Raw genomic sequence first — 21335 nt, 5'->3', positions numbered from 1 at the left:
CCGATGCAACGACTGCGCAATGTGTGTGTGGCCAGCCTGCTGGTGTGGCTCGGGGGCTGCAGCAGTACGCCGAACAACTACCACACGCTGATGGCGAGCGAGCCGGTGCGCGACAGCGGGCAGCGCATCCAGGTGACCCGGGTGGTGGTGCCGCCGCAGGTGGACCGCCCGCAACTGGTGGTGCGGCAGGGCCAGAGCGGCCTGGCCATTCTTGAAACGGAATGGTGGGGCGCCAACCTGGTGGATGAATTTCGCAGCGCCTTGCAGGACCAGTTGGGCGGGCCGGCGGCAGGCAGCAAGGCGGCACTGCGGGTGGATGTGCAGCGCTTCGATACGGTGCCGGGGCGCTATGCCTCGCTGGAGGCCGTGTGGCGCCTGAAGCAGGCAGGGCAGGCCGAACTGACCTGCCGCACGTCGGTGCAGACGGCCGCGGACAACAGCATCACCAGCCTGGTGAATGCGCACCAGGCCAACCTGCGCAAGCTGGCCGAGGCGGTGCGGGGGAGTGCCCGGAAAGGCAGTTGCGCTGCATCGGTATGAGTCCCACGCGGGCGGCGCGCTGGCATCCTGGCTTCAGGACTGTGTGGCGCGGCGCAGCGGCACTTCGCGCAGCAGCCAGGACAGTGCAAAGGCCACGCTGGTGATCAGCCCGGCCAGCAGGAATACACCGTGCATCGCAACAGCGACACACCAACGATGAAACCGATCTGCCCGGCGAGCACGAAGCGGACGGGATATCGCAAACCCTGCAGGAGCAGCACAAGGCTGCTCCTGCAGGTGTCGGCTTACTGCCGGGTGCTGGCTGTTTCCTGTGCCTGCTCAGGCTTGTCCAGCGGCAGGTGGTCGAACTCGCGCAAGCCATCCTTGCGGTAGGGGTCGCCGATCCAGCGCTGTGTTGCCACGAACTGCGGGCTTACCAGGCTCTTGGCCGGCTCGAAGCGGTCATAGCTCAGCCCGGCCAGGTCGGACAGGGTATGAATCAGGTGCGAGCTGCTGTACGGGCGGTTGGCCATCGCCTGCAAGTCACGAGGGTGCTCGGCCTGCCAGCTGGGCGAGGTCCACAGCAGGAACGGAATGGTGTACATCGGCCGGGTCGGCGCGCCCTCGTTGCGCCCGAGGCGGTCGTGGTCGCCGGAGCTGTAAACGTCTTCACCGTGGTCGGACAGGTACACCAGGAAGCCATTGGGGTTACCGGCCGAGTAGCGCTTGATCAGGCTCGAGACCACGTAGTCGTTGTAACGCACCGCATTGTCGTAGAAGTTGTAGGTTTTGACCTGGTCCGGCGTCAGTTTGCCTGGCACACCCTGGTTGTCGGTGAAGTGCGTGTAGTCGTCCGGGTAGCGGTAGCGGTAGTCCATGTGCGTGCCCAGCAGGTGCACGATGATGAACTTGTTCGGTGCAGGGTCCTGCAGGGCCTTCTCGAACGGCGCCAGCACCACGTCATCGTACTGGCTGGCATTCTGGTTGCGCTGGTTGTTCAGGTACACCGGCGCGTCCGTCTGCTGCGAGAAGGTGGTGAGCATGGTGTTGCGCTTGGTCATGGTCTGCTGGTTGGTGATCCAGAAGGTCTTGTAGCCTGCCTGTTTCATCAGGTTGATCAGCGACGGGTCGGTGAGGAAGCGGTCCGGGTTCTGCTCATCGCCGAAGGTGAGTATCTGCTGCATCACTTCGATGGTGTACGGGCGTGGCGATACCACATCGCGAAACACCGTCAGGCCTTTGTCGCTGGCGGCCAGGGCGTCGAGGTTGGGCGTGGTGTCGCGGTTATACCCGTACAGGTGCATGTGCTCGCGGGTGGTGGACTCGCCCAGTACCAGCACCAGGGTGCGGGGCGCCGTTCCGCTGCTGTCACGCAGGTTTTGCAGCGGCGGCAATGCGGCGTTCTGGGCCAGCAGTTCCTGCATGTTGTCCAGTTGCTGGCGGTACTGCCGGTAGCCGACCAGCAACTGCCAGGGCACGGCGGGTTCCATGCGCTGCTGCACCTTCTCGGCGGCATCGGCGAAATTGCGCTCCTGGGTGACCATCTGCTTGTAGAACGGGTACACAAGGTTGGCTACCAGCAACAAGGCGACCACCGGCAGGCGGCTGCGCAGGGGCAGGCTGACCGGGCGTACGCGTTTCCACAGCAGCACCGCCACCAGCGTGTACAGCAGCAATGCCAGGCCCAGCCAGATGCTGAAGTACTGGCTGAAGTACTCACCGGCTTCGGCGGTGTTGGACTCGAACATTACGAAGATCACGCTTTGCGAGAACTCCTGGCGATAGATGCCGAAGTAGCTCAAACCCACCAGCGATGCCCCCCACAGCACCAAGCCGATGACCGCTGCAGTCGCGCGGGTGAAGCGCGGCACCAGCAGCACCGGGGCCAGCCACAGGCTACTGAGGAAGAGCGCATCACGAAAACCGGCAAACCCGGTCGTTCCGCTGAACAGCAGCAACGCCTGGGTTACACCGGAAAAGTACCAGAAGAACAGCAAAAGCCAGCCCAGGCCGGCCCAGTCCACGCGCTTGTGCGCGGCGGGGGATGTAGTGTGTGACACGTATGCCTCGTCGTACCTTGGTAGCCAGCAGGATTGCTGCGGCCAGAAAGGGTGTGACGCTAATCTGTGGGCTGTGAAAATAACGTCAACGTGGCGAAATGCGCAGGCCGCACGGGTATGATGGCAGCCGCTAAAACGTACTGACAGGCCCTGTGGATATGAACCGTCGTAAGAAGATCAAGCAGCTATTGCAGGCGCATGCCAAAAAGGCCAGTGCCAAGCTGGCACCGCGCAAGCCCAAATACATTTGCAAGGCTGACCGTTTGAAGATGGAAGCCGAGGCAGCGGGGGATGCCGCTAACCTTACTGAGAGCTGATGCCAGAAACGCCTGCCATGGATCAATGCATAAAGCTCTGATTAAGCAGCGATCCTGTGAGAGCGTGCTTGCCCGCGAACACCGGCGAAGCCGGTGCCATACACCGCGTCGTCTTCTTCGCGGGCAAGCCCGCTCCCACAGGGTAGAGAGGCGCCTGCCGGGGCTCGCCGGTCAGCGGCGGTAGTAGCGGTGGTCGTCATAGTGACGCTGGTGCATTGCCCGCTCATGGCGGCGCTCCCAGTCACGGCGGCGTTCCCAGTCCCGCCGCCGCTCCCAGTCCCGTCGGGCTTGCTCGCGCCGCCATTGCTCACGGCGCCAGTCGCTTCTGTGGTCATGCCAGCGGTCGTCATCATGCGCCAACAGCGTGGCCGGCTGTTCGACGGCCATGGACGCCACGCTCGACCAAGGGTTGCCGGCAGGCTGCAACGGTGACTGAACGGCGGGGGCCTGGGCCACCGGGGCTTTCATTTGTGTTGCCGATGCCGAACCCATTGCCGCGAACGAGAACAGGCCGAGCAGCATCAACCTTGCGACATGTATTTTCATGAGCGAAGCCAACCTCTGATAACAATTGAGCCATCTGGCCAGCAGGTGGGGGCGCGGCGTGTCTCACGTTACGCTACCTTTCTGTGCCTCCCTCATAGACACGCAATCAAGAAAAAGTTCGCTGCAGCAACAACTTGTAGAACTTCGATGGCCTATCACCCGGCGGCGGCCGTTGATAGGCACCCAGTCATTCTTCTGCGAACACCTCTCGCAGGTGCGCCCGGTAACTGTCGAACGCGGCAATCGCGCCAGCGACCACTGCGGCTTCGTCCTGCTCGTCCAGCACCAGGCCGTCGAGCCGGGCAACGAACTCGCGCCAATGCAGCGCCCGGCCGTCCGGGTGTGGCGCCAGGTGGCGGGCGCCTTGGTCGCCATCGAGCCCCAGGCGCTGGGTTTGCTTGAACAGAAACGCCGCACCCAGATTCGAACCTTCGCTGCAATATAGCCAGCCCAGGGCCTCGACTGGGTCGACGCAGACTTGTTGAGGGTGCGTGGGCAATGGCAGGCCGAGATCACGCAGGTCGGTTTCGACCGCAGCGAAGCGCGACAGCCCAACCAGCCCCGGCAGGTGCTGGTTGAGCTGCGCATCGTTGTACAACGTCAACAGGCTGCCGTGAAAGCGGTGCTGTACCTGCAGGAAGCGGCCATAGCGCTCGCGGTTTTCGAAAGGGCGTGCCGCCATCACCAGTTGATCGACGCTGTCATGGTCCCTACTGCTGGCTGCTTTCAAGCGTTTGCAGCGGCCGGGCTCCACGAGGGGGGAGGGTGCAGCGGTCATAGGCGTATCCGTGGTGTGAGGGGTATACGCCCATCATGCTTGCCATCCTTGGCCAGCATCAAGCACCACGTGGCTGGCTTGGCCGAGGGTGGTGGCCCGATATCGCCAGAACACACGCCTGATTTACCATGGCAGACGCTTTCACGTTTCCAAGGAATCAGCCATGAGTACTCCCCAGTTCCGCACCCCCACCGCCGCAGACGCCGAGCGCTGCTACGCCATTGAAATCGGCGCCTATGAAGGGGATGAGGCGGCCACCCTGGAGAAGATCCGCACCCGCATCGCACAGTACCCACAGGGTTTTCTCATTCTGGAAAACGCGGGTGAGATCGTCGGTTTCATCAACAGCGGCTGCGCCCACGAAGTTGTCATGTCTGATGAAAACTTCAAGGAACTGGTCGGCCACGACCCGGTAGCACCGAACGTGGTGATCATGTCGGTGGTGGTGGACCCGGCACATCAGGGCAAAGGCTACGCCAAACGGCTGATGGAAGCATTCATCGCCCGTATGAAAGCGTCGGGCAAGCAGACCATTCACCTGATGTGCAAAGAGCAGCATGTGGCCCTGTACCAGAAGCTGGGCTACCGGTATGTGAAGCCGTCACCGTCGGACCATGGCGGCATGGCCTGGCACGAGATGATCATGGGCCTGTAAGCGAGGACGTGCTTCAGGCCGGGCGGCCGAACAGGTTGTGGATCACCTCCCTCAGCCAGCGGTTGCCACTGTCCTGGTGGTAGCGAGCGTGCCAGTGTTGCTTCACCGTGAAACCCTCAACTGCAAACGGGCAGTCGTGCACTTGCAGGTCATGCATATCGGCTAGCGTCTGCCCGATGTGCCGAGGCAGGGTTGCGACCAGGTCCGTAGTGCCGACGATCATCCCCAGCCCGAGAAACGCGGGTAGCTCCAGCACGATGCGACGTTCGATGCTGGCGCGCGCCAGCCCCGCTTCCAGCAACTTCTGGCCGGTCCCCGCGCTGATCTGCACATGGCCCTCAGCGTGGTAGCGGGCCAGGTTCATGCCGCCTTCCAGCCGCGGGTGCTGGCGGTTGCTCAAACATACCCAGTCCTGTTCGAACAGGACCTGCTGGTACATCCCGCCACCCAGCCAAGGGACAAAGCCGATGGCGAGGTCGGCCTCACCCGACTCCAGCGCGCTTTCACTATTGCCATCGATGCGCACAGCCTCCAGGCGGATGCCCGGCGCATGCGTGCGCAGGTGGTTGAGGATGCTTGGCAGCAGGGTGATATGGCTGGCATCGCTGACACACAGGCGAAAGCGCCGTTGTGCCGTGGCGGGGATGAACTGCGGCTCCCAGGCGGTGAGCCTGCGCAGCGACTCAAGGACTTCGCGGCAAGGCCCGATCAACTGGTCGGCGCGCGGGGTAGGGGCCATGCCGCCGGGGGTGCGCACGAACAGAGGGTCGTTCAGTTGCTGGCGCAGGCGGGCCAGCCAGATGCTGATGGTCGGCTGGCTCTGGCCCAGCTGTTCGGCGGCACGCGTAACGCTACGGCAGTGGTAGAGCACATCGAACAATTGCAGCAGCTTGGGCTCGGGCAGGGCGTCGGCAGCAGGCATTATTGTAAATCTCAATCAGCATATTGCGGTCATTGTATAGCGCGAATAAAGCCCGCTGCATAAGGTAATCGCAAACCACAGGAGGTCTGCGATTTGAAAGTCTGCATTCTGGGTGCCGGCGCCTTGGGCTGCGCCATTGGTGCGGCGCTGAGCGAGGCCGGGCATGAAACCTGGCTACTAAACCGTGGCCGCGAGCATGTCGAAGCGATGAACCTGCACGGGTTGCAGGTGCAGGATGAGCGCGGTGAGCGCCAGGTGCGCGTCAACGCCACCACTGATGCCAACGACGTGGGTGTGGCCGAGCTGGTCGTGGTGCTGGTGAAGTCATTCCACACCGCCGAAGCGATGGCCGGGGCCACCGCGCTGCTGGGGCCGCAGACGCTGGTGCTGTCGCTGCAGAACGGCTTGGGGCACGAGGACATTCTGGCTGAGGTGGTCGGACGGGAACGGGTGCTGGCGGGTAAGACCTATGTGGGCGGCGTGCTACTTGCACCCGGTTCGATTCGCGCTGGTGTGGCGGGCAAACACACTTACATCGGTGAACTCGACGGGCAGCTTTCAGCGCGTGTCCAGGCCATCGCCGAGGCCTTCAACGCTGCCGGGCTGGCCACCACGGTCAGTGACAACATCCTCGGTACCATGTGGGACAAGCTGTTGGTCAATGTCGCCACGGGCGCACTCAGCGGTATCACCAAGCTCAGCTACGGCCAGTTGTACAGCGAGCCGCTGCTGGCCAGCACTGCCAAAGCGGCGGTGGCCGAGGCGATTGCGGTGGCCGAGCGTGCCGATATAAGCCTGAGCCTGACCAGCCCCGACGCCGCGTGGGCCTTGGCCGCCGAGGGCCTGCCATCGAGCTTCCGCACCTCGATGCTGCAAAGCCTGGAAAAAGGCTCGTTCACCGAAATCGACTTCATCAATGGCGCTGTCGTGCGCTGGGGCCAGCGCCACGGCGTCGCCACACCGGTAAACGCCACGTTGGTGGCCTGTATCAAGGGCATCGAACGCGCGATGGCCGATCATCAGAAAAGGGACAACCCATGAGCCAGCCAAAAGCCTACCTTGAACACGTGGCGTTCTGGGTGCAGGACATCCAGTGGCATATCCGTTTTTTCAGCGAAGTGTGTGGCATGACCATGCGTGAGGTGCAGGGCAGCGTCGAGCAACCGGCGCAGTACTGGACGCTGGGCGGCCTGCAGTTCATTCACCAGCCCGACTTTGCCGGCCCTGAGGGGCGCATGGCACACCTGGGCATCATGTGCGAAGACCTGGAGAGCGTCCTGGCAGCCGCCCAACGCTATGGCGTCAGCGAAATGCCCCAGGGCCGCAACTGGCTGCGCTTGCCGGACGGTCTGGCGGTGGAGTTCATTCAGGCGTTGCCGGCGAAGTGTGTTGCCCAGGCACTGGCCATCGACCCGCGTGCGCAGGTGCAGGCATGAGCGTGGTGGAAAGGTACTGGGATGATGCCCGCGAAGGCGATGAGTGCATCAGCCCCACCTATACCGTAACCCGTGAGCGCATCCTGGCCTACGCCGATCTCACGGGTGATCACACCCCGGTGCACGTTGACGAGGCCTACGCCAACGCCAGCCACTTCGGCTGCCTGGTTGCGCACGGTCTGTTCGGGCTGTCGATCGCCGATGGCCTGAAGACCCAGTGCGAGTACCGCTTCTTGCCGGGCATGTCGCTGGGCTGGACCTGGGATTTCGTGTTGCCGATCAAGGTCAACGATGTGTTGCATGTACGCATGCGGGTGGGGGCGATGCGGCCGAGCAACAGCCGGCCAGGCTGGGGCATCGTGGTACTGCCGTCAGAGCTGGTCAACCAGCATGGCCAGGTGGTGCAGCGCGGCGAGCACCGGTTGATGGTGCCACGGAGGGGGCAGGCATGAGCCAGGCATTGCCATTGGCGGGTATCCGCGTCATCGATTACAGCCACTTCCTTGCCGGGCCCTATGTGGGGCGCTGCCTGGCGGCGCTGGGCGCTGAAGTGATCAAAGTCGAGCGGCCGGGCAGCGGCGATGCTGGCCGCCAGCACGCCTTTACCCTGGATGATCAGCAGAGCGGCTACTTCCTGCAGATGAACATGGGCAAGCAGGGCGTCAGCGTGAACATGAAGGACCCACGCGGAAAAGCCTTCATGCAGCGCCTGGCCGACTCGGCCGATGTATTCATTGAAAACTACCGCCCCGGCGCGCTGGACAAGCTGGGGCTGGGCTATGCCGAGCTGTCGGTGCGTAACCCGCGCCTGGTGTACTGCTCGATCTCCGCCTATGGCCACACCGGGCCGGATGCCCACCGCGCCGGTTTCGGGCTGATTGCCGAGGCCAAGAGCGGGATCATGCAGATGGTCGGTGTGCCGGGTGAGGCGCCGCCATTGCTGCGCATTTCGCTGGGCGACATGTACACCGGTATTCACGCCGTAGCAGCGATCAACGCGGCACTGTTGGGGCGCGTGAGCAGTGGGCGCGGCCAGCACATTGACATGGCGCTGTACGACACCTTGGTGTCGATGCACGAGTACGCCGTGCAGTGCTACACGCTGTCCGATGGCACCGTGCTGCCCGAGCAGACCGGCCACGACATGCCCACGTCTACCTTGTACGGCGTGTTCCGCGCCGCTGATGGCGATCTGGTGATTGCAGCCCAGGTCGATGATGCCTGGCGGCGCTTCGCCGCCATGCTCGAAGCCAACGGCGGCCCGGCAGGTTTTGGCAGCGATAACCGCTACCACGACCTGAATGGCCGCAATGCCCACCGCGAGGCGATTCTGGCGGTGGTGCGTGAATGGGCGGGTGCGCGCTCGGTGGCGGAGATCCTTGCCTTGCTCGACACCGTCGACATTCCCAGTGCCAAGGTACAGCGTATCGATGAGGTGTTGGCCGACCCGCAAATCCAGGCGCGCAACATGGTCATCGAACAGCTGCACCCTCGCTACGGTACCCTGCGCCTGCCCAATCTGCCGTTCCGGTTTTCCGACTGTGACACCACGATCCATCAGGTAGCCCCGGACCTCGGCCAGCACAACGCCGAAGTGGCCGCAGCGCTTGGCTTCAGCCCTGAAGAAATCACCGCCCTGCAGGCAGACGGTGTGTTGTTTACCCACGGAGATACACGATGAGCGACCGCTACGCAGTGATCGGCCGACCGATCAACCACACCAAGTCACCGTTGATTCATGGCCTGTTCGCTCAGGCCTGCGGCCAGCAACTGGAATACGGGGCTATTGAAGGCTCGCTGGACGGTTTTGAGGCCCAGGTGTTGCAGTTTCGCACTGACGGTGGGCTGGGCATGAACATCACCGCCCCGTTCAAACTGCGTGCCTTCGAGCTGGCCGACCGGCGCAGCGAGCGCGCGCAGTTGGCCCGGGCCGCCAATGCGCTGAAGTTCGAGGATGGCCATATCACAGCTGAAAACTTCGACGGCATCGGCTTGCTGCGCGATATCGAAGCCAACCTCGGTGAGCCGCTGCGCAACCGCCGCGTGCTGATGCTTGGCGCCGGTGGTGCAGTGCGCGGCGCGCTATTGCCGTTCTTGCACGCGCAGCCCAGCGAGCTGGTGATTGCAAACCGCGACATGACCAAGGCCTTGGCACTGCGTAACGAACTGGATCACCCAAGGCTGCGTATCAGCCGTTACGAAGCGCTGGAAGGGCAAACCTTCGACATTGTGGTCAACGCCACTTCCGCCAGCCTTGTCGGTGAACTGCCGCCGCTGCCTGGCGGGGTGCTGGGCGACGCGCGACTGGCGTATGAACTGGCCTACGGCAAAGGCCTCACGCCGTTCCTGCGCCTGGCGCGCGAGGCCGGTGTGGCACGCCTGGCGGATGGCGTGGGTATGCTGGTCGAGCAGGCCGCAGAGGCGTTTGCCTGGTGGCGAGGCGTACGGCCTGAAACCCGTGCCGTGATCGACCGCCTGACGATTGCGCTGGAATAAGCCATGGTTGCCAATGTCCTGATGCTGCACGGTATCAACCACAACATGTTTGGCAAGCGCGACCCGCGCCAGTATGGCACGGCAACCCTGGCCGATATCGACCAGGCCTTGGAGGCGCTGGGCGCGGAGCTGGGGGCAAGGGTCGAGAGCTTCCAGAGCAACTTCGAAGGTGCCCTGTGCGAGCGTATCCATCGGGCCTTTGACGACCGGGTGGATGCAGTGCTGATCAATGCCGGGGCGTGGACGCATTACAGCTACGGTATTCGTGATGCACTGGCCATTCTTGAGGTGCCGGTGGTTGAAGTGCATATGTCGAACATCCATGCTAGGGAACCGTTTCGGCACCATTCGGTGTTTGCCGAGGTGGTGCGTGGGCAGATCTGCGGGTTTGGTGTCGAGACTTACCTGCTGGCGTTGCGTGCAGTCATGCGCATGCTCTAGGTCCCGGCTCCCACAGGGGCCGCTCACGGCCCCATGGATTCATTGCCAACCAGAAGGACGCGTACCTTGGCCAATCCGGCAGCCCCCTATACCTCGCGCCAAGCCACCTGCATCGCCTTGCTGGTCGCCATCACCTTCTTCATGGAAAACCTCGACGCCACTGTCATTGCCACGGCGCTGCCGCAGATGGCCAGTGATTTCGGCGAAAATGCGGTCAGCCTGAACATCGGCATCAGTGCCTATCTGCTGGCGGTGGCGGTGTTCATTCCGCTGAGCGGCTGGGTGGCCGACCGCTTCGGCGCGCGACAGGTGTTCGCCGGGGCCATTGGCCTGTTTACCGTGGCGTCGCTGCTGTGTGGGATGGCCACCAACCTGCAAACCTTCATCGCCGCGCGGGTATTACAGGGTATTGGCGGTGCCTTGATGGTGCCGGTAGGCCGGCTGGTGGTGCTGCGTACCACCGAAAAGAAAGACCTGGTGAAAATGCTTGCGGTGATCACCTGGCCCGGGCTGGTGGCACCAGTCCTGGGGCCACCGCTCGGTGGCCTGATCGTCACCCATTGGTCGTGGCCCTGGATCTTCTACCTGAACATCCCCCTCGGGTTGGTGGCGATCGCGGCGGCCTGGTTACTGGTTCCGAATGCCCGTTTAGATGAAACGCGCCGTTTCGACATGCTGGGCTTCGTGTTTCTGGCTTCGGCTTGTGCGGCGTGGCTGGTCGGCCTGGAAATGCTTGGTTCACTGGCGGGGGGCAGCCTGGAGGGCGGGCTGACGCTGGTGTTGCTGGGTGGGGGGTTGAGCGGGTTGGCGATCCGTCACTGCAAGCGCCATCCTGCACCGCTGTTGCCACTGGAGACCTTGGCTATCCCCACGTTCAGGGTCAGCATCGTGGGCGGTACCTTGTTCCGCCTGTCGATCAGCGCCTTGCCGTTTTTGATCCCTCTGCTGTTGCAGATCGGTTTTGGCCTGTCGCCAGTGGATGCCGGGCTGCTGGTGCTGGCGATCTTCGCGGGCAACCTGGCGATGAAGCCGTTCACCACCCGCTTGCTGCGCCGTTATGGCTTTCGCCGGGTGTTGCTGGTCAATGGCGTGATTGGCGTTGGATGCATTCTGGCTTGCCTGGGCTTGCAGCCAGACATGCCGTGGTACTGGATGGCGGTGGTGCTGTTCGTGGGCGGGCTTTCGCGCTCGATGCAATTCACCACCTACAACGCTGTCGGCTTTGCCGAAGTGCCCAAGCAGCAGATGGGCGAGGCTTCGACGTTGTTCAGCATGTGCTTCCAGCTGGCGATGGCCTTGGGGGTGGCGGTGGTGGCGCTGCTGCTACGCGTAGCGATGATGGTGCGGGGGGGCGAGAGTGAGATGTCAGTCAGCGACTTTCACTGGGCGTTGATCGGCGTTGCATTGATCGCCTGTGTCGCGTTGGTGGATGCCATCCGCTTGCCGAGCAACGCCGGGGAGCACGTGCTGCGCACTTGATCGTTGAAGGGTCCGGCTACAAGGCATCACGCAGCTGGATGACACCGTCGAGCGCCAGCGCCTGGGCCGAGTAGCACAGGCCGATGCGTCGGCGCAGGTCCAGTTGTGGCATAGGCTCGCTGTGTACGCCACGGTGCTCGGCCGCCAGTGACTCCGGCACGATCGCGGTGCCCAGGCCTGCGGCGACCAGCTCCAGGGCCAGGGCAAAGCTATCGGCCTCTGCCACAGGCGTGCCGCTGTAAAACGGTTGCAGGCGCTGATGGCTGGGCTGTGCAGGGCAGGTGATCCACTGGGCCTTGGTGGGGGCCTGCGGTGCGGTCGCCAGGACGAACCGGTCGCTGTGCAGCGGCAGAAACAGTTCATCCTCACAACGCAGTTCCTCGCTGGCGAGCCGCACTGCGCCCATGCAGCCGGTCACCAGTTGCAGGCGCACCGGAGGCTGGAGGGCTGCCGCTGCCAGCACCACCTTGCCCAGCACCGCCGCGCTCACATCCTGCTCGACACCGATCTGCAACGGCGTGCGTTCACGATCCCCTTTGAAGCGCCCAAGCAGGCGGTTGGCATCGGCGACCATGCGCTGCGCCTCGGGGTACAGCGCCCGGGCATCCTCTGTTACCTCAACGCCGCGGGCCTGGCGAACGAACAGCGTGGTGCCCAGCGCTTCTTCCAGTGCCTTGATGCTGCCGGAAAGCGCCGGTTGGCTAAGGTGAATCGAGCGCGCGGCGGCGGTGATGTTGCGCTCTTCGAACACGGCGATGAAGGCACGAAGCTGGCGATAGTCCATAGGGTACCCATAAGTGATGCCGATGGCTGTGAAAGGAATTTCCCATTTTTCGCAAGAAAAACAGGTTTCTATACTGGCTCTACTTCTTACCCATAGGCAAATCGGATAACAGGATGGTGACCATGACCAACACCCATAAACCCTTGGTAGTCATTACCGGCGCCAGCTCCGGCATCGGCCTGGCCACCGCCAGGCTACTGTCCAGCCGTGGCCACGCCTTGCTGCTGCTTTCGCGTCGCCTGGCGCCGATGCAGCAACTGCAGTTGCCAAACACGCTGGCACTGTCGGTTGATATCACCGACCGCACTGCGGTGCAGGCCGCCGTCGCCGAAGCCGAAACGCGCTTTGGGCCGGTAGACGCGATCATCAACAATGCGGGGGTGATGCTGTTGGGCAACATCACCACCCAGGACCCGGAGCAGTGGGACCGCATGCTCGACGTCAACGTGCGTGGGCTGCTCAACGGCATCCATGCCGTGGCCAGCGGTATGGTCGAGCGCAAGCACGGCACCCTCATCAACGTCAGCTCCGTGGCCGGTCGCAAGGCATTCCCCAACCATGTCGCCTACGTCGGTACCAAGTTCGCCGTCACTGGCCTTTCGGAAAACCTGCGTGAAGAACTGGCGCCGAGCAACGTGCGGGTGATCACCATCGAGCCAGGCGCGGTCGATACCGAGCTGCTCAGCCACACGACCGATGATGCCATCAAGGCCGGCTACAACGACTGGAAGCAGGAAATGGGCGGGGTACTCACGGCCGAGACCATTGCCGAGACCATCGGCTTTGCCTACGGCCAGCCTCAATCGGTGTGCATTCGGGAAATCGTGGTGTGCGCTACCCGCCAGCAGGCGTGACGGGTAACGCGGGGTGCATCACGCACCGCTGACCAGTTGGTGCGCCAGCTGGTTGTGGCGCTCCAGCACGCGGGGCAGGTCGACGGTGGTCAACTGGCCGTCCTGGACCACCACACGGCCGTTGATCACGCTGGTGTGCACCTGGGTCGGGGTGCAGAACACCAGTGCCGCCAGCGGGTCGTGATGGCCGCCGGCATAGGCCACGTGGCCCAGGTCGAAGGCGACGAAGTCGGCGACCATGCCGGGCGCCAGGGCGCCGATGTCATTGCGGTTGAGCACCTTGGCACCGCCCAGGGTGGCGATTTCCAGGGCTTCGCGTGCGGTCATGGCGTCGGGGCCGAAGCCTACCCGTTGCAGCAGCAGGGCCTGGCGCACTTCACCGATCATGCTGGCGCCATCGTTGGACGCCGAACCATCGACCCCCAGGCCCACCGGCACGCCGTGGTCGCGCATCTTGCGCACCGGGGCGATGCCCGAGGCCAGGCGCATGTTCGAGCAAGGGCAGTGGGCGACCCCGGTGCCGGTGCGGGCGAACAGCTCGATGCCGTGCTGGTCGAGCTGCACACAGTGTGCATGCCAGACATCATGACCGACCCAGCCGAGGTCTTCGGCGTATTCGGCGGGGGTCATGCCGAATTTCTCGCGGCTGTAGGCGATATCGTTGACGTTTTCGGCCAGGTGGGTGTGTAGCGACACCCCGTATTGGCGCGCCAGGGCGGCGGCTTCGCGCATCAAGTCGCGGCTGACCGAGAAGGGCGAGCAGGGCGCCACCACGATACGGCGCATCGCGCCATGGCTGGCATCGTGGTAGTCCTCGATCAGGCGCTGGGACTCCTTGAGGATGTCGGCCTCCTTTTCCACCACCGCGTCAGGCGGCAGGCCGCCCTGGCTCTGGCCCACGCTCATGCTGCCGCGCGCGGCGTGGAAGCGCATGCCGATTTCGGCGGCGGCATGGATGCTGTCGTCGAGCTTGCAGCCGTTGGGGTAGATGTACAGGTGGTCGCTGGAGGTGGTGCAGCCGGACAGGATCAGTTCGGCCATCGCGGTCTGGGTCGACACCGCGATCATTTCGGGGGTAAGGCGTGCCCAGATCGGGTACAGGTTGGTCAGCCAGTTGAACAGCTCACCGTCCTGGGCAGCAGGCACCACGCGGGTGAGGCTCTGGTACATGTGGTGGTGGGTGTTGACCAGGCCCGGGATCACCACTTTGCCGGCCATGTCCAGGATGACATCGGCCTGTTTTGGCAAGGTGTCGCTGGAGCCGACCTGCTTGATCAGGTTGCCTTCGATGAACAGGCCGCCGTGTTTGATTTCGCGGCGTTCGCCGTCCATGGTGACCAGGAGTGCAGCGTTTTTGACGAGGAGGGTTTTCTTGCGGGTTGCAGATGACATGGCTAAGGCCCGTCGCAATACGCATCGGCGTTTACCGATGTCGTAGGCGAACGGTTATGTAATCAGAATTCCTGAAAGTTGTATACATTGACCGGTTATTGATGAATATGGATCATTTAATTTGTGAAATATGACCAGAAATAGGAATTCATTTTGCCAATAGACTGACAGCCTCTTTTCTGGAGCCTGTCTTGATGTCTGTTCATGAATCCAGCCTTGGGGCTGCCACTGCCGGCCGAAACGTTGCTATCAGCATCGCCATCCTGGCCTTCTCGGCATTCCTGATCGTCACCACTGAGTTCCTCATTGTCGGGTTGCTGCCCGCGCTCAGCCAGGACCTGGGGATATCGATCTCGATGGCGGGCCAGTTGGTCACGCTGTTTGCCTTTACCGTCATGCTTACCGGCCCGGTCTTGACAGCCGCACTGGCCCATCTGGACCGCAAGCGGTTGTTCATCACCATCCTGCTGGTGTTTGCCGCAGCCAATGCGCTGGCTGCGGCATCGAACAGTTTCTGGGTGCTGGCTATCGCGCGGGTGATTCCGGCTTTGGCATTGCCGGTGTTCTGGGGCACGGCCAGCGAAACGGCCGGGCACCTGGCCGGGCGTGATCGCGCGGGGCAGGCCATCGCCAAGGTTTATCTGGGCATCTCGGCGGCGATGTTGCTGGGCATTCCGCTGGGTACCGTGGCGGCCAATGCCGTGGGCTGGCGTGGCGCGTTCTGGATACTGGCCGCGCTGTCGCTGCTGATGGCGTTGGCCATGGGGTTGTGGATGCCGCGAGTCGCCCGCACGGCGAAAATCGATTTCATGCAGCAGGCGCGCATTTTCAAGGAGCGCTATTTTCTCGCCAATGTGCTGCTGTCGGTGGTGGTGTTCACTGCGATGTTCACCGGCTACACCTACCTAGCCGATCTGCTGCAGCGGGTTGTCGGCGTCGCACCGGCACATACCGGCTGGTGGCTGATGGGCTTTGGCGCAGTCGGCCTGTTTGGCAACTGGATCGGCGGGCGCGCAGTGGACCGTTCACCGCTCTGGGCGACGGCGCTGTTCCTGCTGCTGCTGGCCATAGGTATGGCGGCGCTGGTGCCGCTGGCAGGTTCCGGCCTGGCATTCTGCCTGGCACTGGCGGTGTGGGGCATTGCCAACACGGCGCTGTACCCCGTCAGCCAGGTGCGGGTGATGGGTTCGGTGACGCATGCCCAAGCCTTGGCCGGTACCACCAATGTGTCGGCGGCCAACGCTGGGATCGGCCTGGGCGCCGTGCTCGGTGGCATGACCATCCCTGGTTTGGGTATCGAGTACCTGGGCTACATGGCCGCCGGTGTCGCGCTGTTGGCGCTGGGCCTGGTGCCGCTGGTGAGCAGCCTTTCGCGTCAGCCCGCTGTGCTGGCACGGGTGCCGTGAGGCGACAACCGGGGCAGCAGATAGTCACGCAAGGCGCGCACCTTGGGTAACCCTTCGCGGCTTTTCAGCCACACCAGGTTCATCGGCAGGCCGTCGGTGGCCAGGGCCGGCAACACCTCCACCAGGCGCCCTTGATCGAGGTGTTGCTGGGTCAGCCAGGTGGGCAGCTGGCCGATGCCATGTCCGGCCAGCACGGCTGCAACTTCCCCCTCGCCGTCGCCCACCGCGATGCGCGGCTGCACGGTGCGTCGCTCCATCTCGCCAGGTTGGCGGCCCTTGAAGAACCATGGGCTGACCATGCCGTCGGTGTGGCCATAACCGATGCAGTGATGGTGTTCCAGGTCGCGCTCGTCTTGCGGCACGCCGTGCTTTTCCAGGTAGGAGGGGGCGGCACAGAACATCAGGCGCTGGGCACCGAAGTACTGGTGGCCGAGCGCGGCCGGCCATGCATCCGGGCCTCCGATGCGCACGACGATATCGATGCCTTCGTGCACCGGGTCGACAAAACGATCGGAAAACGACACATGCGGCTGCAGCAGAGGGTGCAGGCGGATGAAGTCGAGGATCAGTGGCAGCACATGCAAGCGACCGTAGGAGGCGGGCAGCTCTATTCGGACTTTGCCGTGGGGTTGACTATCGCTGGCGACCAGTGCGTGCTCGACCTCTTCCAGGTCAGTCAGCACCGAGGTGCAAGTGCGGTAGAACACCACGCCCGCCTCGCTGAGCGACAGGCTGCGGGTGGTGCGATTGAACAGGCGTGCGCCCAGGCGAGCCTCCAGCCGGGCCACGCTCTTGCTGATGGCCGAGCTGGTGAGGTTGAGCCGCTCGGCGGCTGCGGTGAAGCTGCCCATATCGGCGACGGCGACGAAAACATCGATGCCTTTGAGGCGTTCGGAGGAGTACATGGCCGGCCTTTTGATGAATTGGGTTTGATTGTCGGTGCTGCATTATTCAATGCTGACAACCAAAATTCATCAATGGTGTGAGCCTGTAACGTCCTCTTCGCGGCGATTAGGCGCCTCGAAGAGGACGGCACAGGCTACCTCAGTGCCCGATCAAACCGTCTCCCGGGTGGCCACACCATCCACCAACCGCGCAATCCCCAGCGGGTTGGCGCTTTTCAGCGCATCCGGCAGCAGTGCCTCCGGGTAGTTCTGGAAGCACACCGGGCGCAGGAAGCGGTCGATGGCCAGGGTGCCGACCGAGGTGCCTCGGGCATCGGACGTGGCCGGGTAAGGCCCGCCATGCACCATCGCGTCCGATACCTCTACGCCGGTCGGGTAGCCGTTCAGCAGCAGGCGCCCGGCCTTGCGTTCCAGCAGTGGCACCAGTCCGGCAAAGGCGTGCAGGTCGTCAGGCTCGGCAATCAGGGTGGCCGTCAGCTGGCCCTGCAGGTGGCGCAACGCCTCGGCCAGTTGCTGGGCATCGGCCACTTCCACTACGACGGTGGTCGGGCCGAATACTTCTTCCTGTAGCAGTGGGTCGCCGTTCAGCAGCAGGCTTACGTCAGCCTTGAACAGCTGTGGCCGGGCCTGGTTACCGGTTTGCGGCTGCCCGGCCAGATGCTGGATGCCTGGGTGTGCCAGCAGGTGCTGCACATCGTTCTGGTAGCTGCGCAGGGTTCCGGCATTGAGCATGGTCTGTGGACCCTGGTCGGCCATCCGCGCCACCAGCGTGTGCACGAAGTGCTCGAACTGCGGCGACCGAATACCGATGACCAGGCCCGGGTTGGTGCAGAACTGCCCGCAACCCAGCACCACCGAGGCGGCCAGCTCTGCAGCCACTTGCTCGCCACGGGCCAGCAGCGCCTGGGGCAGCACGATGACCGGGTTGATGCTGCTCATTTCGGCGAACACCGGGATTGGCTGCGGGCGCGCGGCAGCCATGTCGCACAGGGCGCGGCCACCCCGCAGCGAGCCGGTGAACCCCACTGCCTGAATGGCCGGGTGCTTGACCAGCGCTTCGCCCACGCCGGCACCGTAGATCATGTTGAACACCCCTGCCGGCATGCCGCTGCTGGCCACGGCGCGGTCGATGGCTGCGGCGACATAAGCGGCCGTGAGCATGTGCCCGCTGTGCGCCTTGAACACCACGGGGCAGCCCGCTGCCAGCGCCGAGGCGGTGTCACCCCCTGCGGTGGAGAAGGCCAGTGGGAAGTTGCTGGCGCCGAACACGGCCACCGGGCCCACGCCGATGCGGTACTGGCGCAGGTCCGGGCGTGGCAGCGGGGAACGCTGGGGCAGGGCGCGGTCGATTCGGGCGGCGTAGAAGTCGCCACGGCGTACCACCTCGGCAAACAGGCGCAACTGGTTGCTAGTACGGCTGCGTTCGCCACGGATGCGGGCTTCGGGCAGTGCGGTTTCGCGGGTGACATGCTGGATGAAGTCGTCGCCCAGGGCGTCCAGTTCGTTGGCGATGGCGTCGAGGAAGGCGGCGCGCTGTGCCGGGCGGGTACTGCGGTAGGCCGGGTAGGCAACCTCGGCAGCCTGCACGGCAGCCTCGATTTCGTCGCCGGTTGCCTGGTGGAAGGCGTACGGCAGCGGCTCGCCGCTGTGGGCGTCGAAGCTGTTCAGCAGCACGTCCCCGTTGCCGCTGAGTTGGCCGGCGATGTGGTTCAGGCGATGTTCGATGGACATTTCGGTTCCCGTTGGCAATGACAGTCGTTGCGCTGGGACTGTAGGCGGCTAACGGGAGGCTGAATAATGATTAATGCGGATCGGGTGATAACGAACGGTTATCACCCGGTGCTCAGCGTCACTCGGCCATCTGCAACTCCGGCAGCTTCACCCGGAACGCCTTGGTCAGCCCCATCAGCACCACCAACCCCATGCCCATCCAGCACAGGCCGATGGTGAACGACAGGCTGGTCAGGCTGCTCCACAGCCACAGGGTGCTAAGGAAACCCAGGCCGGGAATGGCGCCATACAGCAGGTAGTTGCGGCCACCGCGTAGCTTCTGATCGACCAGGTAGTGCTTGACCACCGCCAGGTTTACCGCCGAAAAGGCGAACAGGGCGCCAAAGCTGATCATGTTGGCCACGGTGTCGAGGGTGATGACCAGGGCGATGAGGGACAGCAGGCTGACCACCAGAATGGCAGTCGCCGGTACGCGCTTTTTCGTCACCAGCTGGCCGAACGCACGCGGCAATGCGCCGTCGCGGCCCATGGCGAACAGCACGCGTGAGACGCTGGCTTGGGACACCATGGCCGAGGCGAAGCAGCCGGCCACGTAGGTGGCGGTGAACGCAGTTACCAGCCATTCGCCGCCCACACGGCGCATGACATCCACCGAGGCCGAGTCCGGGTCGGCAAAGCTGCCCCAGTCGGGGAACACCATTTGTGCGCAGTACGACACTACCAGGAACAGCAAGCCGCCGATCAGCGACACGGCCAGGATCGCCACGGGAATGCGGTAGGTCGGGTTGTTGGTTTCCTCAGCCATGGTCGACACCGCGTCAAAGCCGAGAAACGACAGGCACAGCACGGCGGCGCCCGTCATGATCAACGGCACGTTGAAGCCTTCGTGATGGAAGGGGGCCAGCAGCGACACCGGCTCCGCCTGTCCGTTGAGCTTGAGCACGGACAGGGCGACGAAGACGATGATGAACACCAACTGCGCTACCACCAGGATCCAGTTGACGCGGGTGATCGACTCGATGCCGATCAGGTTGAGGAACGTGACCAGGGCAATGGAGCCCGCCACCCACACCCAGGCGTGGATCGCCGGAAAGTATTCCGACATGTAGATGCCGATCAGCAGGTAGCTGAGCAGCGGCAGGAAGATGTAGTCGAGCAGCAGCGTCCAGCCGGTGATGAAGCCGATGTGGCTGCCGAAGGCTTTGCGCGTGTAGGTGTAGACCGAGCCGGAGTAGGGGTGGGCCTGGACCATGCGGCCGTAGCTGTAGGCGGTGAGCAGCATGGCGGCGAGGGTGAGCAGGTAGGCGGTGGGCAGGTGCCCTTTGGTCATCTGGGTGACCAGCCCGTAGGTGGTGAAGACGGCCAGGGGCACCATGTAGGCCAGGCCGAACAGCACCAGGGCGGTCATGCCCATGGACTTACGGAAGCGGCCGGTGCTGAAGCCGGGGTGTGACGGTGCATGCGAAGCAGGCGAATGGGCTGTACTTGTTGTTGTATGCATTGCTAACTCCTGGAAAGGGATGCAGGGCACCGCAGTACGCGAGCAGGCTCGCTACCGGTGGGGGGTGTGCAAGGAGGTCGAGCGCAAGGCTCGCAGCGCTGGGGCGGTTTGATGCTCCCACACCCTGTGGGTGCCCGGAATCACCCTTTGGGGTGAGGGGGCGCCCCTTGGCCGACTCACCCCAACGGGTGATTTCGGTACCTGCAGCGGCGTGGGAGTATCTGGTCAACAACGCACCGCACTGGCGGCGGTGCCACTGAATAGAAACGGCAGGCCCACAGTGACTAATCAATTGCTTTCAGAACAGTGGTTCGAGCACCTGGCCAAGGTCACCGAGGCCATCGGCCGCCCGGGCTTCGCCGACAACCTGTTTGCTGCACTTGGCGTGATCCGGTCGATCCAGGCGACCACGGTGTACCTCTACCCGCACGACGGCATGCCTTGCGCGCTGTTCGAGCAGGACGACAAGGCGCCCTGGCAGCCCGAGGGCAATGTCAGCCGCTACCTGTCGGGCTTCTACCTGCTCGACCCGTTTTACGGTGCTTGCGTGGAGCAGGTCGCGTCCGGTTGCTATGGCCTGTTCGAAGTGGCCCCCGACCACTTCGAGGTCAGCGAGTACTACCAGTCGTTCTACCGCCACTCGCACCTGGAAGATGAGCTCAACTACATCCTGCAGGTGGCGCCCGGGCAAAGCCTGGCGGTGTCGCTGGCGTTTACCGACAAGCTCGATACACAGACCCGCGAGCTGTTCGGGCGCGTCACGCCCTGGGTGCTGGCGGTACTCGGCAAGCACTTCGCCGGGCTGGACAGCCGCGCCGGGCGTTTCGAGAACATCCTCGAACAGCGCATCCACGCTGCGCTGAACAACTTCGGCAGCTCGTTGCTGACCGAGCGTGAATGCCGTATTGCCCAGCTGATCCTGCGTGGCCACTCGACCAAGTCGCTGGCCGAGCGCCTGGGTGTTTCGGAAGACACCATCAAATCGCACCGCAAGAACGTCTACGCCAAGCTCGACATCGGTACCCAGTCCGAGCTGTTTTCCCTGTTCATCGACGCGCTGGCCAATGCCCAGGGTGTGCTGGGCAAGGACCCGCTTGAAAGCTACATGGGCAAGCTGCGCTGAGCGACGGCTGCCCTGCAACCCCACCGCAA

At 63.6% G+C, this 21335-nt stretch carries 22 protein-coding genes; 13 read left to right on the top strand and 9 right to left on the bottom strand.

The annotated features are described in order from the left end of the window. Window positions 1-3 precede the first annotated feature (3 nt). Entirely contained in the window at window positions 4-540 is a 537-nt protein-coding gene (locus tag APH36_RS01435) for a membrane integrity-associated transporter subunit PqiC (RefSeq protein ID WP_060497177.1), read from the top strand. 245 nt (window positions 541-785) lie between these two features. Here APH36_RS01435 and APH36_RS01430 read toward each other — a convergent pair whose 3' ends face one another. Beyond that, on the bottom strand, window positions 786-2540 hold the full coding sequence (locus APH36_RS01430) for a phosphoethanolamine transferase CptA (protein WP_082426318.1): 1755 nt from the start codon (window positions 2538-2540) through the stop codon (window positions 786-788). A 158-nt stretch (window positions 2541-2698) separates the two neighbouring features. Between APH36_RS01430 and APH36_RS30460 the strand changes: the two genes are divergently transcribed. Then, window positions 2699-2857, top strand: coding sequence for a DUF2986 domain-containing protein (locus tag APH36_RS30460; RefSeq protein WP_082426317.1), 159 nt, complete (start codon window positions 2699-2701; stop codon window positions 2855-2857). Between the two features lie 171 nt (window positions 2858-3028). Here APH36_RS30460 and APH36_RS01425 read toward each other — a convergent pair whose 3' ends face one another. Together APH36_RS01425 and APH36_RS01420 are read right to left on the bottom strand one after the other, a co-directional pair. Then, window positions 3029-3379, bottom strand: a complete 351-nt coding sequence (locus tag APH36_RS01425) for a hypothetical protein (RefSeq protein WP_060497175.1) — start codon at window positions 3377-3379, stop codon at window positions 3029-3031. Window positions 3380-3590: 211 nt separating this feature from the next. Then, complete coding sequence (locus APH36_RS01420) at window positions 3591-4181, bottom strand: biliverdin-producing heme oxygenase (protein ID WP_060497174.1); 591 nt, start codon at window positions 4179-4181, stop codon at window positions 3591-3593. Window positions 4182-4344: 163 nt separating this feature from the next. Between APH36_RS01420 and APH36_RS01415 the strand changes: the two genes are divergently transcribed. Continuing rightward, a complete protein-coding gene (locus APH36_RS01415; protein WP_060497173.1) occupies window positions 4345-4836 on the top strand; it encodes a GNAT family N-acetyltransferase in 492 nt (163 codons plus the stop codon). A gap of 13 nt (window positions 4837-4849) precedes the next feature. Here APH36_RS01415 and APH36_RS01410 read toward each other — a convergent pair whose 3' ends face one another. Then, window positions 4850-5758 carry a LysR family transcriptional regulator gene (locus APH36_RS01410; protein WP_060497172.1) on the bottom strand — a complete coding sequence of 303 codons (909 nt, stop codon included), beginning with the start codon at window positions 5756-5758 and terminating at the stop codon, window positions 4850-4852. A 93-nt stretch (window positions 5759-5851) separates the two neighbouring features. Here APH36_RS01410 and APH36_RS01405 point away from each other — a divergent pair, with 93 nt between their 5' ends. The 7 genes from APH36_RS01405 to APH36_RS01375 all read left to right on the top strand — a co-directional run bounded on the left by APH36_RS01405 (window position 5852) and on the right by APH36_RS01375 (window position 11610). Next, window positions 5852-6799: a ketopantoate reductase family protein gene (locus tag APH36_RS01405; RefSeq protein WP_060497171.1), complete on the top strand. Its 948-nt coding sequence runs from the start codon at window positions 5852-5854 to the stop codon at window positions 6797-6799. Then, window positions 6796-7194 carry a VOC family protein gene (locus APH36_RS01400; protein WP_016714609.1) on the top strand — a complete coding sequence of 133 codons (399 nt, stop codon included), beginning with the start codon at window positions 6796-6798 and terminating at the stop codon, window positions 7192-7194. The genes APH36_RS01405 and APH36_RS01400 overlap by 4 nt, the downstream gene beginning before the upstream one ends. Then, window positions 7191-7646, top strand: coding sequence for a MaoC family dehydratase (locus tag APH36_RS01395; protein ID WP_060497170.1), 456 nt, complete (start codon window positions 7191-7193; stop codon window positions 7644-7646). Before APH36_RS01400 ends, APH36_RS01395 begins: the two co-directional genes overlap by 4 nt. Beyond that, entirely contained in the window at window positions 7643-8875 is a 1233-nt protein-coding gene (locus APH36_RS01390) for a CaiB/BaiF CoA-transferase family protein (protein WP_060497169.1), read from the top strand. Before APH36_RS01395 ends, APH36_RS01390 begins: the two co-directional genes overlap by 4 nt. Further along, a complete protein-coding gene (gene aroE / locus APH36_RS01385; RefSeq protein ID WP_060497168.1) occupies window positions 8872-9690 on the top strand; it encodes a shikimate dehydrogenase in 819 nt (272 codons plus the stop codon). Before APH36_RS01390 ends, aroE begins: the two co-directional genes overlap by 4 nt. Before the next feature lie 3 nt (window positions 9691-9693). Then, window positions 9694-10131 carry a type II 3-dehydroquinate dehydratase gene (gene aroQ / locus APH36_RS01380; RefSeq protein WP_060497167.1) on the top strand — a complete coding sequence of 146 codons (438 nt, stop codon included), beginning with the start codon at window positions 9694-9696 and terminating at the stop codon, window positions 10129-10131. A 66-nt stretch (window positions 10132-10197) separates the two neighbouring features. Then, a complete protein-coding gene (locus tag APH36_RS01375; RefSeq protein ID WP_060497166.1) occupies window positions 10198-11610 on the top strand; it encodes an MFS transporter in 1413 nt (470 codons plus the stop codon). Window positions 11611-11626: 16 nt separating this feature from the next. On the opposite strand, the gene APH36_RS01370 is transcribed toward APH36_RS01375, so the two are convergent. Continuing rightward, window positions 11627-12394 carry a LysR family transcriptional regulator gene (locus APH36_RS01370; protein WP_060497165.1) on the bottom strand — a complete coding sequence of 256 codons (768 nt, stop codon included), beginning with the start codon at window positions 12392-12394 and terminating at the stop codon, window positions 11627-11629. Window positions 12395-12516: 122 nt separating this feature from the next. On the opposite strand from APH36_RS01370, the gene APH36_RS01365 reads away from it, so the two are divergent. Then, entirely contained in the window at window positions 12517-13248 is a 732-nt protein-coding gene (locus APH36_RS01365) for an SDR family oxidoreductase (protein ID WP_060497164.1), read from the top strand. Between the two features lie 18 nt (window positions 13249-13266). On the opposite strand, the gene APH36_RS01360 is transcribed toward APH36_RS01365, so the two are convergent. After that, entirely contained in the window at window positions 13267-14640 is a 1374-nt protein-coding gene (locus tag APH36_RS01360) for an 8-oxoguanine deaminase (RefSeq protein WP_060497163.1), read from the bottom strand. A 194-nt stretch (window positions 14641-14834) separates the two neighbouring features. On the opposite strand from APH36_RS01360, the gene APH36_RS01355 reads away from it, so the two are divergent. Beyond that, window positions 14835-16046: an MFS transporter gene (locus APH36_RS01355; protein ID WP_060497162.1), complete on the top strand. Its 1212-nt coding sequence runs from the start codon at window positions 14835-14837 to the stop codon at window positions 16044-16046. Here APH36_RS01355 and APH36_RS01350 read toward each other — a convergent pair. The 3 genes from APH36_RS01350 to APH36_RS01340 form a co-directional block, all read right to left on the bottom strand. Beyond that, window positions 16016-16951 carry a LysR family transcriptional regulator gene (locus tag APH36_RS01350; protein ID WP_060497161.1) on the bottom strand — a complete coding sequence of 312 codons (936 nt, stop codon included), beginning with the start codon at window positions 16949-16951 and terminating at the stop codon, window positions 16016-16018. The two genes, APH36_RS01355 and APH36_RS01350, sit on opposite strands and share 31 nt — an antisense overlap. A 150-nt stretch (window positions 16952-17101) precedes the next feature. Continuing rightward, window positions 17102-18682, bottom strand: coding sequence for an aldehyde dehydrogenase (NADP(+)) (locus APH36_RS01345; RefSeq protein WP_060497160.1), 1581 nt, complete (start codon window positions 18680-18682; stop codon window positions 17102-17104). A 118-nt stretch (window positions 18683-18800) separates the two neighbouring features. Further along, window positions 18801-20183: an APC family permease gene (locus APH36_RS01340; protein WP_060497159.1), complete on the bottom strand. Its 1383-nt coding sequence runs from the start codon at window positions 20181-20183 to the stop codon at window positions 18801-18803. Between the two features lie 280 nt (window positions 20184-20463). Here APH36_RS01340 and APH36_RS01335 point away from each other — a divergent pair, with 280 nt between their 5' ends. Next, complete coding sequence (locus APH36_RS01335; RefSeq protein ID WP_060497158.1) at window positions 20464-21306, top strand: helix-turn-helix transcriptional regulator; 843 nt, start codon at window positions 20464-20466, stop codon at window positions 21304-21306. The last annotated feature ends 29 nt before the right edge of the window (window positions 21307-21335 follow it).

Origin of the sequence: Pseudomonas sp. NBRC 111133 (assembly GCF_001320605.1) — a bacterium.
GTDB lineage: Bacteria > Pseudomonadota > Gammaproteobacteria > Pseudomonadales > Pseudomonadaceae > Aquipseudomonas > Aquipseudomonas monteilii.
Note: the sequence above shows the minus strand (reverse complement) of the source record. Positions and strands in the feature narration are given on the sequence as shown.

What these genes read in the sequence shown, in the direction of transcription:
- APH36_RS01435 (WP_060497177.1), top strand. Translation starts at nt 4, where the DNA reads ATGCAACGACTGCGCAATGTGTGTGTGGCCAGCCTGCTGGTGTGGCTC.
- APH36_RS30460 (WP_082426317.1), top strand. Translation starts at nt 2,699, where the DNA reads ATGAACCGTCGTAAGAAGATCAAGCAGCTATTGCAGGCGCATGCCAAA.
- APH36_RS01425 (WP_060497175.1), bottom strand. Translation starts at nt 3,379, where the DNA reads ATGCTGCTCGGCCTGTTCTCGTTCGCGGCAATGGGTTCGGCATCGGCA.
- APH36_RS01420 (WP_060497174.1), bottom strand. Translation starts at nt 4,181, where the DNA reads ATGACCGCTGCACCCTCCCCCCTCGTGGAGCCCGGCCGCTGCAAACGC.
- APH36_RS01415 (WP_060497173.1), top strand. Translation starts at nt 4,345, where the DNA reads ATGAGTACTCCCCAGTTCCGCACCCCCACCGCCGCAGACGCCGAGCGC.
- APH36_RS01410 (WP_060497172.1), bottom strand. Translation starts at nt 5,758, where the DNA reads ATGCCTGCTGCCGACGCCCTGCCCGAGCCCAAGCTGCTGCAATTGTTC.
- APH36_RS01400 (WP_016714609.1), top strand. Translation starts at nt 6,796, where the DNA reads ATGAGCCAGCCAAAAGCCTACCTTGAACACGTGGCGTTCTGGGTGCAG.
- APH36_RS01395 (WP_060497170.1), top strand. Translation starts at nt 7,191, where the DNA reads ATGAGCGTGGTGGAAAGGTACTGGGATGATGCCCGCGAAGGCGATGAG.
- APH36_RS01390 (WP_060497169.1), top strand. Translation starts at nt 7,643, where the DNA reads ATGAGCCAGGCATTGCCATTGGCGGGTATCCGCGTCATCGATTACAGC.
- aroE (WP_060497168.1), top strand. Translation starts at nt 8,872, where the DNA reads ATGAGCGACCGCTACGCAGTGATCGGCCGACCGATCAACCACACCAAG.
- aroQ (WP_060497167.1), top strand. Translation starts at nt 9,694, where the DNA reads ATGGTTGCCAATGTCCTGATGCTGCACGGTATCAACCACAACATGTTT.
- APH36_RS01370 (WP_060497165.1), bottom strand. Translation starts at nt 12,394, where the DNA reads ATGGACTATCGCCAGCTTCGTGCCTTCATCGCCGTGTTCGAAGAGCGC.
- APH36_RS01365 (WP_060497164.1), top strand. Translation starts at nt 12,517, where the DNA reads ATGACCAACACCCATAAACCCTTGGTAGTCATTACCGGCGCCAGCTCC.
- APH36_RS01360 (WP_060497163.1), bottom strand. Translation starts at nt 14,640, where the DNA reads ATGTCATCTGCAACCCGCAAGAAAACCCTCCTCGTCAAAAACGCTGCA.
- APH36_RS01355 (WP_060497162.1), top strand. Translation starts at nt 14,835, where the DNA reads ATGTCTGTTCATGAATCCAGCCTTGGGGCTGCCACTGCCGGCCGAAAC.
- APH36_RS01350 (WP_060497161.1), bottom strand. Translation starts at nt 16,951, where the DNA reads ATGTACTCCTCCGAACGCCTCAAAGGCATCGATGTTTTCGTCGCCGTC.
- APH36_RS01345 (WP_060497160.1), bottom strand. Translation starts at nt 18,682, where the DNA reads ATGTCCATCGAACATCGCCTGAACCACATCGCCGGCCAACTCAGCGGC.
- APH36_RS01340 (WP_060497159.1), bottom strand. Translation starts at nt 20,183, where the DNA reads ATGCATACAACAACAAGTACAGCCCATTCGCCTGCTTCGCATGCACCG.